Genomic DNA, 10,284 nt, shown 5'->3' with positions numbered 1-10,284 from the left:
AGCCGCTGATGAACTCGCTCTTCACGCTCGGGCTGATGATCGGCATCTCCGTCAACGACACGACGCTCGGCACCACCATCGGCAATCTCGGCATGAGCGAGGTCCGCTTCCCCGCCCCCGTCTTCGAGGGGGACAGCATCCGGGTGGAGACCGAGATCGCGGCGGTGCGGCGCTCGAAATCCCGCCCCGATGCCGGGATCGTGGATTTCATCCACCGGGCCTATAACCAGGACGACAAGCTCGTGGCCGAATGCCGCCGCCAGGGCATGATGCGGGCGCGCCCGGCCGCCTGACCCGCCATGCCGATCCGCAGGCTCCTGCTGCACGACCCGCGCCGCGCCCTTCCCGCCGTGCTCCCGGATGTGATCGTGCTGGATGCGAGCGAAGCAGGGCCGCCCCTCCCCGCGGAAGCGGCCTCCGAAGAGCGGCCCTCGCCCTTCCACAGGCGGCCTTGCGGGCCGGGCCTCTACCTGCGCCTGCCGCCCCTCTCCTGCGGGAGCGCCGAATCGGATCTCGCCCGGGCCGCTGGTCTCGGCGTGGACGGGCTCGTCCTGACGGGCGCCGCGGGCCGGCTGGACGTCGAGCATCTGGGCGCGAAGCTCGCCGTGATCGAGGCCGAGCGCGGCCTGCCCGACGGCGGATTGCGGATCCTCGCCGTCGCGGCCGACACGCCGGCCGGCGTCCTCGCTCTGCCGGCCTTCGCCGCGACGCCCCGGCTCGTCGGCCTCGCCTGCGATCCGGAACGCCTCGCCTTCCTCCTCGGCTGCGGGCCGGACGCGCCCGCCATCGCGCAGGCACGGGCCCTCACGGTCCTCGCGGCCGCGGCCTGCCGCGTGCAGGCGGTGCTCGTGGGAACGTCCCTCGCCGCCGCGGACCTTGCGGCGGCCGGCCGCGAGGGGTTCGGCGCGGTGCTCGCTCCTGCCGGGGTCAGACGCGCGTCGGGCGCTGCAAGGAGAACTTCGTCTCGGGGGTCGCGACGAAATAATCGTGATAGCCGCCCCGCATGATGGGCCGCATCGCGGCGGTGTCGACGAGGCCGTCGACGATGAAGCGGTCCTCGATATGGACCCCGACCACCTGCCCGATGACGATGTGGACCTCGAGCAACCTCCCGTCGAGCGCATGCGGCTGCACGGTCTGGAGCCAGCGGCATTCGAGGGCGGCCGGCACCCCGGCCACGCGCGGCGGCTTCACCAGCCGCGAGGGCTCGGTCGCGAGCCCCGCATAGTCGATCTCGCTCTGCCCGCGCGGAAGCGGCGCCGAGGTGCGGTTCATCTGCTCGCGCATCTCGAAGGTCGCGAGGTTGCAGACGAATTCCCCGGTCTCCTCGGCGAAGGTCGCCGCGTCCTTCTTCCCCGTCGAGGAGAAGGCGACGAGGAAGGGATTCTCGCCCATCAGGTTGAAGAAGGAATAGGGCGAGAGATTCACCTCGCCCCGGGCGGAGAGCGCCGTCACCCAGCCGATCGGCCGCGGCGCGACGAGCGCCTTGACGGGATTATGCGGCAGCCCGTGGTCGTTCCTGGCGGCGTCGTAGAACATGCAGGGTCAGAACCGTGAGACGATGGCGGCGAGGTTCGGGCGATCCCGGTCGGCCGGGAACTGGGCCGGCCGCCCGATGTGGAGGAAGCCCGCGATCCGCTCCTGTGGGGCGAGGCCGAGCCCGTCGAGGACGCGGCGGTTGAAGGCGTACCATTGCGTGAGCCAAGTGGCGGAAAACCCCATGGCCCGCGCGGCGACGATGAGATTCATGCAGACGGCGCCGGCCGAGAGCACCTGCTCCCATTCGGGAATCTTGGGATGCGGGCGCGGACGGGCGACGACCGCGACGACGAGCGGCGCATGGCACAACCGCCCCCTCTCCTGCGCGATGCGCGCCTCGTCCGCGCCGGGCTCCTCGGCGAGGAAGGCTTTCGCGATCAGGTCGCCGACCCGCGCGCGGGCCTCGCCCTCGATGACGAGGAAGCGCCAGGGCACGAGCTTGCCGTGATCGGGCACGCGCGCGGCGATGGTGAGCAGCCGCTCGAGTTCCGCCTCGTCCGGGCCCGGCCCGCCGAGCTGGGGCAAGGGAACGCTGCGGCGGGTGGCGAGGAGATCGAGGAATTCGTTCATGCTTGCGACTTGCGGGCTCGCGGATTTCGGACGGACGAGACCGCCAGACCCGGATGGGGCATGATCGGGAAGGAGGCCCGGACGGCAACCGCTCGGGGAAGAGCGCGGCGGCCTCGGCGAGAGCGCCGCGCCTCCCCTCCCTCTACTGCACAACCGCCGAGGCTGTCGAGCAGGAGGCCGGGCGATCGGGCTAGGCTCCCCCCTGTCATCCCCGGCCGGAGGGAGCCTGCCGCAATGCGGTCGCACTCGGCGTGCAGAGGGGCGGCATCCGTCATTCCCGCTGGGAGACCTCCCTTCATGGACGGCAAGCGCGCCGCCATTTTCCGCAGGCCGGGGCGTCTCCTCGCCCTTCTGGCGTTCGCACTGTCCGCGGCGCAGGCCCTGGCGCAGGACGAGCCGCCGACGCTTCCCCCGCTGCCGAGCGTGCCCACGCCCACCGTCCCCGCGGGCCCGGCCTCGGGCCCGCAGACGGTGCTGCTGAGCGCCGTCCTCACGGGAGACACGAAGCCGATCCGAACCGGGCTCGTCTGGCGAATCTATCGCGACAACGCCGGCGCGCAGCCCGAGCTGGTGGCCAAGCTCACGGCGCCCGCCCCGGCCACGACGCTGCCGCCCGGCAACTACATCGTTCACGCCGCCTACGGCCTCGCCAGCGCGACGAAGCGAATCACGGTCTCCTCGGGGGCGCTCCGCGAGCAGCTTTCCATCAACGCGGGGGCGCTGAAGCTCGGCGGCATGATCGCGGGCGTTCCGATCGAGCCCGACCGCCTCGAATTCTCGATCTACCAGCCCCAGCAGAACAACCCGGAAGGCCGGCTCGTCGCGACGAATGTCAGGCCCGGCGACCTCGTCCGCCTGCCCGAGGGGAGCTATCACATCGTCTCCACCTACGGGGAATCCAACGCCATCATGCGGGCGGACCTGAAGGTGGATCGCGGCCGCATCACGGAGGCGACCCTCAACCACCGCGCAGCGACGGTGACGCTCAAGCTCGTCGACACGGCCGGGGGCGAAGCCTTCGCGGGCACCGCCTTCAGCATCCTGACCCCTGGCGGCGACGTGGTGCGCGAGGCGATCGGGGCCTTTCCGCAGGTTGTCCTGGCCGAGGGCGAGTACACGCTGATCGCGCGCAACAACGGCAAGGTCTACACGCGGGACTTCCGGGTCGAGACGGGGCTCAACGTCGATGTCGAGGTGCTGGCCGGCTCGGGCTGACCGGGCGGCGTCTCGTTCGTGCCGCGCCAGCGGCCGTACCGCCAGGGCGCGAACCAGGCCGATCCGGCGGGAAGCTCCTCGCAGACGAAGTCGAGGCCGGACGTGCCGCCCGGCCCGCAGCGGCAGATGCGCGCGAGCCCCATCCAGCCCCCCGCCCAGAGCCCGTGCCGGCCGATCGCCTCGGAGGCATAGTCCGAGCAGCTCGGCAGGTGCCGGCAGCTCCGCCCGGCCAATCCCGACAGGCTGAGCTGATAGCCGCGGATGGCGAGCCGCGCCGCCTCGCGGGCAAGCGCCATCAGGCGGCCCGCGCCGAGACCGCCTTGTCGAGCGCCTCGACCACCGCGTCGAAGGTCAGCATGGTCGAGGCGTGGCGGGCCTTGAAGTCGCGCACGGGCTCGAGCGCGGCGAGATCGGCCCAGCGCCCTCCCGGCGGCGGCCCGTTCTCCTTGAGCATGCGCAGCATCTGCGCACGCAGATCGCGCAGTTCGCGGAACGTCGCGCCGATGACGTGGCGCCCCATCACCGAGGAGGATGCCTGGCCGAGGGCGCAGGCTTTCACCTCATGGGCGAAATCCGTCACCCGCTCGCCGTCCGTGACGAGATCGACCGTCACCGCCGAGCCGCAGAGGCGCGAGCGGGCGCTCGCCGTCGCCTCGGGCCGCTCCAGCCGGCCGAGGCGGGGGATGTCGGCGGCGAGTTCCAGGATGCGGCGGTTATAGACGTCATCCAGCATGGACGTTCGATTGCCCTCAAAGGTCGTTGAGGGACATATAAGCCCCGACGCCTCTCCCCGCGAGAGGAACCGCCGGGAGGGACGGGTGGCTTTCGATGCTCCGGGAACCAGGGCCGAGATCGAAGAGGGATCGCGGCTGACGCCGCACTTCGGGCCGGACGGGCTGGTCACCTGCGTCGCGACGGACCATGCGACCGGCGATGTTCTCATGGTCGCCCATATGAACCGCGAATCGCTCGCTCGCACCGTCGAGACCGGGGAAGCCTGGTACTGGTCGCGCTCGCGCGGCGAATTGTGGCACAAGGGCGCGACCTCCGGGCAGATCCAGACGGTGCTGGAAATGCGGGTCGATTGCGACCAGGACGCGATCTGGATCAAGGTGCGGGTCGCAGGCGACGGCGGCTGCTGCCATACCGGCCGGCGGAGCTGCTTCTACCGCGCCGTCCGCCGGGACGGGGAGGGACGGCCGATCCTCGCACTCGAAGAGCGGGAGCCGCCGCCGTGACGACGAGGAGCCGTCGGCGCATTCACCGGGTCTTCATCGCTCTGGTGAGACCATCCGCGCCCATCTGCCCGGGGCGCGGCTCATGTTCTTCGACGGCTTCACGCGGCGGGCCTTCGGCGTGACGGACGACCACCTGCCGGATCTGCCGGGGCCGCCCAAGCGGGGCCTGCGGATCGGCCTCGCCCTCGGCGGGGGCGCCGCGCGCGGCTGGGCCCATATCGGCGTCCTGCGGGCCCTCTCCGAGGCCGGGGTGAAGTTCGAGGTCATTGCCGGCTGCTCGATCGGGGCCGTGGTCGGCGGCTGCTACGCGGCCGGCAAGCTCGACGCGCTCGAGGAATTCGCCCGCAGCCTCACCAAGCGGCGCATCATGGGGCTGCTCGACTTCCATCTCGCCGGCTCGGGCCTGATCGGCGGCGACCGGCTCCGGCGCCTGCTGGAGGGCGATCTCGGCACGACGAGGATCGAGGACCTGCCGCTGCGCTTCGCGACCGTCGCGACGGAACTCTCCACCGGCCACGAGCTGTGGCTGACGCGCGGCCCGCTGATCCAGGCGCTGCGCGCGTCCTACGCGCTGCCGGGCGTCTTCGATCCCGTGAGGATCGGCGGGCGCTGGCTGATGGACGGGGCGCTCGTCAATCCGGTCCCGGTGACCGTGGCCCGCGCCCTCGGCGCCGACCTCGTGATCTGCGTGAACCTGAATGCCGAGATCAAGCTGCGCGGAGGGACGGTCATCCAAGACCTGTGCGCCGACGAGGTCGTCGAGGCGGTCGTGGAAGAGCCCCGCAGCTTCTTCGGCGGCAGGCGCAGCAAGAAGGACGACGCGCCCGGCATGGCCGCGGTCATGATCGAGGCGTTCAACATCACCCAGGACCGCATCTCGCGGTCCCGCCTCGCCGGCGATCCGCCGGACCTCATGATCGCGCCGAAACTCCAGCCGATCGGCCTGTTCGAGTTCCACCGGGCGGCGGAATCGATCGAGCTGGGGGCGGAGGCCGCGCGCCGCCGCCTCCCGGAGCTTCTGGAGGTGCTGGAAGAGGTCGGCGCGATCTGTCAGGCCGCGCCGATATAATCCTTCAGCGCCTGGGATTCCGCCTCCATCTCGGCGAGACGGTGCTTCACGATATCGCCGATCGAGACCATGCCACCGAGGCGCCCGCCCTCGACCACCGGCACGTGACGGAACTTGCCGTCCGTCATCATCGTCATCAGCTGGTGCAGGGCAGCGGTCGGCGTGCAGGTCACGACCTTGCGCGTCATGCGCTCGGCGACCGGCAGCTTGAGCCCGTCCGACCCGGATTGGCCCACGGCCCGCACGACGTCGCGTTCCGAGACGATTCCCTGCACCACGCCACCTGCATCCACCACCACCAGGGCGCCGATGCGATGCTTGTTCAGCATCTCCACCGCCTCGGCGAGAGTCCTGTGACCCTCGATCGTCACGACCGTCCGACCCTTCTCGGCAAGAATTTGCGCCACGCTGCTCATTGTCGTCTCCCCTCGATCCCTCTCCCCATCCTCTCTAAACTCATTTCAAGGTTCAAGACGGCATGTCGCTGCGACGAGGCTCGGCATAAGGATCGAGAAGAGGAAAAAGAGCGATTCCGACGATCAGGCCGCCGATATGGGCCTGCCAGGCGACCTCGCCATCGGCCAGCCCCATGGGCTGGGCGATCACCGCGAAGATCAGATTGCAGGCCAGCCACAGGCCGAGGAAGATCAGCGCTCCCCTGTTGCGCAGGAACGCCCAGCGTCCGCTTCCGGGCGGCTCGTACATGAAGGTCGCGGCGGCGGCCATGAATCCCGAGACGCTGGCGGAGGCCCCGATCATGAACTGGACGCTCAGCGGACCCGACATCCACTGCGCGAGCGCTCCCCCGAGCGCCGCGGCCACCCACAGGACGAGCGAGCGCGCCGCTCCCGCCCGCCGCACGACGGAGGTTCCAAAAGCCACGAGCCAGAGGCAGTTCAGGCCGAGATGCGCCCAGGATCCATGCAGGACCGAATAGCTCAGGGCCGACCAGGGCCGCAGCGGCTGATGCGCGAAGAAGCCGGCCAGGGCGATCGCGAGGCTCCCCTCCTCCCCCTGCGCATGAGCCTCGGCGGCGGCGAGAACATCCGCGGGCGTCGCGTAGCCGAGCGCGATCGACCACGGGGCGGGCACGAAGGCGGCCTCGATCAGCAGGCGGATATCCGTCTCGGGGGCCAGGAACGAGCGAACCGCGTGGATGGCAGCGAGGATCGCGATCCCCACGAGCAGCGGGGCCGGAACGTTGATCGCAGGCTCGCGCCGCGAAGCCGTGCTCGGAAAATCCATCGCCGGAGGGTGGAGACAATGCCCCCGCCCGGCAAGCCCCTTTCTCGACGCGGCCCCGCCCGCATTAACCTTAACTCTGTGGAAACATCCTCCGGCCGGGGCGCGGCCCGCGATCTGCGGGCACCTTGCGGCAATGGAAATCGATTGGCTCGAAATGATCCGAAGCGGATCGGCGCGCAGGATCCGGCTCGGGCGGGGCGGAGGCTTCGTATCGGAATGAAGCACGCGACGACACGCATCCTGTTCGCCTACTGGGATTCGCTCCGCGGCGAGCGCGCCGCGCCCGAGCGCAGCGACCTGCGACCCGGCGGCATGCGGCACGTCCTGTCGGACGCGTTCATCCTGTCGAACGAGGCGGACACCGTCTTCCGGCTGGCGGGGGCGCGGATCTGCGCCCTGTTCGGGCGCGATCTCGCCGGCCTGCCCTTCCGCGCGCTCTGGTGTCCCGGCGACGCGGCGGAGGTGGAGCGCGTGCTCGGCCTCGTCCTCGAGGACACGACCGGAATCGTGGCCGGGACCGTCGGCGCGAACGTGAACGGATCGGAGCTTTCGCTGGAACTGCTCCTGCTGCCGCTCCGGCACGGAGGGCGCACGGACAGGCGGGTCCTGGGGGCCCTGTCGCCCGCGACGATTCCCTCCTGGGCGGGGCTCGTTCCCCTGGTGGAGCTGCGCATCCGCTCCGTGCGGACGATCGAGACGAACCCGGACGGCGGCCTCCCGGAGACCGGCGCCCCGGCCGAGCGCCGCAGCCATTTCGTCGTCCATGACGGCGGCATGCCCTGAGAAACGTCTGGAATTCCGGCCGCCGCAAGGAACTCTTAACCTTGTCCGCCCTAGGCTCGGGGCGCTCAACGGAGCCTTCTCGATTCGGATGTCCCCCCGCCCCGACCAAGCCGCGTATCCCTCGCCGCGCAGGACCGAAAGGCGGCTCCACAGCCGGGTCGCGGTCGCGCTGCTCGGGCGCTACATGCTGTCGGACCGGCACGAATATCCCTGCCAGAGCGTCGATCTCTCGCCGGGCGGGGGACGCGTGATCGCGCCGGTCAAGGGCGAGATCGGCGAAAGGGTCGTCCTCTACTGGGAGCATCTGGGCCGCGTCGAGGGCCGGATCGCGCGCCATCTCCCGGACGGATTCGCCTTCACCATCTGCGCCGCCATGCGCAAGCGCGACAAGATCGCCTCGCTCCTCACCTGGCTCGCAAACCGGCGGAGCCTCGGGCTGCCCGAGGACAGGCGCCACGAACGCATCGCCCCGCGCCAGACCGCCAGCATCCTCAAGCTGGAGAACGGAAGGGAGTACGAGGTCCGAATCAGGGACGTCTCCCTGTCCGGCGCCGCGCTCTCGACCGAGCAGAGCCCTCCGATCGGTGCGGCCGTGACGCTGGGCAGCACTCCCGCCCTGGTCACGCGCCACCTCGAGGACGGCATTGCGGTCGAGTTCCGGCGGATGCTGTCGCCCGACCGGCTCGACGAGGGCATCGTCCTCTGAACCTGCCGCGGCGGCCCGGGGCGCCGCCGACCCTCTTCGAGCCATATCGAGGTCGCGCGGGAGAATAGCGCCTGCGGCCGCCGCCTCGCGCCTTGCCACGGCAATATCCCGGCCGCCGAATATCCGTGGAAGAAGCGGGCCGCCTCGATGGTTTCCCGCGCGTGAACAGGATCGCGCGAAAGCGCAGGCGACACGCAGGCACCGTCTTCATCTTAATATCCGGCAAGAATTTGCGTCTTCCCGATTCGATCGAATTGTCGATATCGAATTCAGCGCGGCCCTATGATCGGCGGGCATTGTCTTCCTCGGGACAGGGGGAAAGACAATGTTCGAGAAATCGAAGAAGATCATCCGAACAGGGCTTCTGGCGATCGGCTTCATCCTGCCGGCCAGCCTCAGCTACGGCCAGACGCTGGCCTCTCTGCCCCGCCAGAGCGCGGTGGCCCAGCCCGTCGGCGAGGCCAAGCCCATCGCCGCCTGGGTCGAGTTCTGCAACCGCATGCCCTCCGAATGCGCGGTCAATCCCTCCGAGCCGGCCGTCATCCGCCTGACGCCGCGCCTCTGGAGCACGATCGTCTCCATCAACAGCCGCGTGAATGCGAGCATCCGGCCGGTGACCGACGAGGAGCATTGGGGCGTCGCCGACCGCTGGGACCTGCCGACCGACGGCGCCGGCGATTGCGAGGATTTCCAGCTCCTCAAGCGCAAGATTCTCGTCGAGCAATACGGCGTGCCCCGGCGCGCGATGCGCATGACCGTCGTGATCGACGGATATGGCGAGGGCCATGCGGTGCTCGTCCTGCGGACCGATCGCGGTGACCTCGTGCTCGACAACAAGACGAACGCCGTCCGGCCCTGGTTCGAGACCGGCTACGTCTTCGTGAAGCGGGAAAGCCAGGACCGGATCGGCTGGGTTTCGCTGGGCCGGGCCACCTCTCCCGCCGCCACGGCCAATTGGTAAATCGCCGGGCCGGCCCCGCTCCCCTCCCCCGGGCCGTGCAGGCGTCGGGACCGATCCACGGATCGGTCCCGTTTTTTTTGAGAGGCCGGATTTCGCCCCGAATCTTAACGCGGCGGCGGCCTTCGCCAGGGGAGGCCCCCTCGGGACGACGCCGAATCCGCCACAAAGCAGCGGCTTTGGGACAACACTTCGCCTCGGACGTTAACGAAGATTTACCTTGCCGCTTGAGCTTCGGCAGCCGCCATGAGAGCGTTAATGAAGAGTTAAGCGCGGCGGTGGGGCATGAAGACGATGGGGGCCGATAAGGTGCGCGGGCTGGCTCGCACGTGGACCCTGGCGGCGGGCGCGGCCCTCCTCCTCTTCTCTGCCGCCGCCGAGGCCCAGACCTACGCCTCGCTTCCGAAGACGGGCAGCGTCGGCCGCCTCGAAGTCACGGGCCCCGCCCGGCCGGTCAAGGCGTGGAGCGCGTTCTGCGAGCGCTACACCGGCGAATGCGACGTCAACACCGCCGAGCCGGCCTCGATCACGCTGAACGCCAAGCTCTGGCGGACGCTCAACGCGGTCAATCGCAAGGTCAACACGACGGTGAAGCCCACCACCGACCAGGATCATTGGGGCGTGATCGACCGCTGGGACCTGCCGACCGACGGACGCGGCGATTGCGAGGACATCCAGCTTCTCAAGCGCAAGATCCTCGTCGAGCAATACGGCGTGCCCAAGCGCGCCCTGCGCATGACCGTCGTCATCGACGAGCAGGGCGAGGGCCATGCCGTCCTCATGGTGCGCACGAGCGAAGGCGAGCTGATCCTGGACAACAAGCGGGACAGCATCCTGCCCTGGCACCAGACCGGCTACATCTTCGTCAAGCGCGAAGGTCAGGACAGCCGGTCCTGGGTCTCGCTGGGCGACCTCTCCTCCCCCGTCACGACCGCGAACCAGTAAGGGCCGGGGACGACAG

General features: G+C 69.9%; 15 protein-coding genes. 9 read left to right on the top strand and 6 right to left on the bottom strand.

The annotated features are described in order from the left end of the window. Window positions 1–293: MaoC family dehydratase (locus PKD06_RS10790; protein WP_324380179.1), on the top strand; the 293-nt coding region annotated here is incomplete at its 5' end. Window positions 294–299: 6 nt separating this feature from the next. Next, the gene (locus PKD06_RS10785) at window positions 300–1,007 is read left to right on the top strand and encodes an aldolase (protein ID WP_324380178.1); all 708 of its coding nucleotides are present in this window, start codon (window positions 300–302) and stop codon (window positions 1,005–1,007) included. On the opposite strand, the gene PKD06_RS10780 is transcribed toward PKD06_RS10785, so the two are convergent. Continuing rightward, window positions 928–1,539, bottom strand: a complete 612-nt coding sequence (locus PKD06_RS10780) for a flavin reductase family protein (protein WP_324380177.1) — start codon at window positions 1,537–1,539, stop codon at window positions 928–930. The two genes, PKD06_RS10785 and PKD06_RS10780, sit on opposite strands and share 80 nt — an antisense overlap. Before the next feature lie 6 nt (window positions 1,540–1,545). Then, entirely contained in the window at window positions 1,546–2,109 is a 564-nt protein-coding gene (locus tag PKD06_RS10775; RefSeq protein WP_324380176.1) for a nitroreductase, read from the bottom strand. A 297-nt stretch (window positions 2,110–2,406) separates the two neighbouring features. Here PKD06_RS10775 and PKD06_RS10770 point away from each other — a divergent pair, with 297 nt between their 5' ends. Beyond that, the gene (locus tag PKD06_RS10770) at window positions 2,407–3,324 is read left to right on the top strand and encodes a hypothetical protein (RefSeq protein WP_324380175.1); all 918 of its coding nucleotides are present in this window, start codon (window positions 2,407–2,409) and stop codon (window positions 3,322–3,324) included. On the opposite strand, the gene yidD is transcribed toward PKD06_RS10770, so the two are convergent. Together yidD and PKD06_RS10760 are read right to left on the bottom strand one after the other, a co-directional pair. Continuing rightward, window positions 3,255–3,620, bottom strand: coding sequence for a membrane protein insertion efficiency factor YidD (gene yidD / locus PKD06_RS10765; RefSeq protein ID WP_324380174.1), 366 nt, complete (start codon window positions 3,618–3,620; stop codon window positions 3,255–3,257). The genes PKD06_RS10770 and yidD overlap by 70 nt on opposite strands. Then, window positions 3,620–4,057: an iron-sulfur cluster assembly scaffold protein gene (locus PKD06_RS10760; protein ID WP_324380173.1), complete on the bottom strand. Its 438-nt coding sequence runs from the start codon at window positions 4,055–4,057 to the stop codon at window positions 3,620–3,622. The genes yidD and PKD06_RS10760 overlap by 1 nt, the downstream gene beginning before the upstream one ends. A gap of 85 nt (window positions 4,058–4,142) precedes the next feature. On the opposite strand from PKD06_RS10760, the gene hisI reads away from it, so the two are divergent. Together hisI and PKD06_RS10750 are read left to right on the top strand one after the other, a co-directional pair. Next, the gene (gene hisI / locus PKD06_RS10755) at window positions 4,143–4,562 is read left to right on the top strand and encodes a phosphoribosyl-AMP cyclohydrolase (protein WP_324380172.1); all 420 of its coding nucleotides are present in this window, start codon (window positions 4,143–4,145) and stop codon (window positions 4,560–4,562) included. 82 nt (window positions 4,563–4,644) lie between these two features. After that, window positions 4,645–5,631 carry a patatin-like phospholipase family protein gene (locus PKD06_RS10750; RefSeq protein ID WP_324380171.1) on the top strand — a complete coding sequence of 329 codons (987 nt, stop codon included), beginning with the start codon at window positions 4,645–4,647 and terminating at the stop codon, window positions 5,629–5,631. On the opposite strand, the gene PKD06_RS10745 is transcribed toward PKD06_RS10750, so the two are convergent. Both PKD06_RS10745 and PKD06_RS10740 read right to left on the bottom strand, forming a co-directional pair. Further along, window positions 5,613–6,047, bottom strand: coding sequence for a CBS domain-containing protein (locus tag PKD06_RS10745; RefSeq protein ID WP_324380170.1), 435 nt, complete (start codon window positions 6,045–6,047; stop codon window positions 5,613–5,615). The two genes, PKD06_RS10750 and PKD06_RS10745, sit on opposite strands and share 19 nt — an antisense overlap. A gap of 52 nt (window positions 6,048–6,099) precedes the next feature. Further along, window positions 6,100–6,876: a rhomboid family intramembrane serine protease gene (locus PKD06_RS10740; protein ID WP_324380169.1), complete on the bottom strand. Its 777-nt coding sequence runs from the start codon at window positions 6,874–6,876 to the stop codon at window positions 6,100–6,102. Window positions 6,877–7,092: 216 nt separating this feature from the next. Between PKD06_RS10740 and PKD06_RS10735 the strand changes: the two genes are divergently transcribed. The 4 genes from PKD06_RS10735 to PKD06_RS10720 all read left to right on the top strand — a co-directional run bounded on the left by PKD06_RS10735 (window position 7,093) and on the right by PKD06_RS10720 (window position 10,268). Next, a complete protein-coding gene (locus tag PKD06_RS10735) occupies window positions 7,093–7,659 on the top strand; it encodes a PAS domain-containing protein (RefSeq protein WP_324380168.1) in 567 nt (188 codons plus the stop codon). Between the two features lie 88 nt (window positions 7,660–7,747). Then, window positions 7,748–8,365 carry a PilZ domain-containing protein gene (locus tag PKD06_RS10730; protein WP_324380167.1) on the top strand — a complete coding sequence of 206 codons (618 nt, stop codon included), beginning with the start codon at window positions 7,748–7,750 and terminating at the stop codon, window positions 8,363–8,365. A 325-nt stretch (window positions 8,366–8,690) separates the two neighbouring features. Then, window positions 8,691–9,326, top strand: a complete 636-nt coding sequence (locus PKD06_RS10725; RefSeq protein WP_324380166.1) for a transglutaminase-like cysteine peptidase — start codon at window positions 8,691–8,693, stop codon at window positions 9,324–9,326. Window positions 9,327–9,608: 282 nt separating this feature from the next. Continuing rightward, window positions 9,609–10,268, top strand: coding sequence for a transglutaminase-like cysteine peptidase (locus PKD06_RS10720; protein WP_324380165.1), 660 nt, complete (start codon window positions 9,609–9,611; stop codon window positions 10,266–10,268). Window positions 10,269–10,284: the final 16 nt, after the last annotated feature.

The sequence above is a fragment of the Enterovirga sp. genome, from assembly GCF_035325185.1.
In the GTDB taxonomy this organism is placed as follows: domain Bacteria; phylum Pseudomonadota; class Alphaproteobacteria; order Rhizobiales; family Beijerinckiaceae; genus Enterovirga.
Note: the sequence above shows the minus strand (reverse complement) of the source record. Positions and strands in the feature narration are given on the sequence as shown.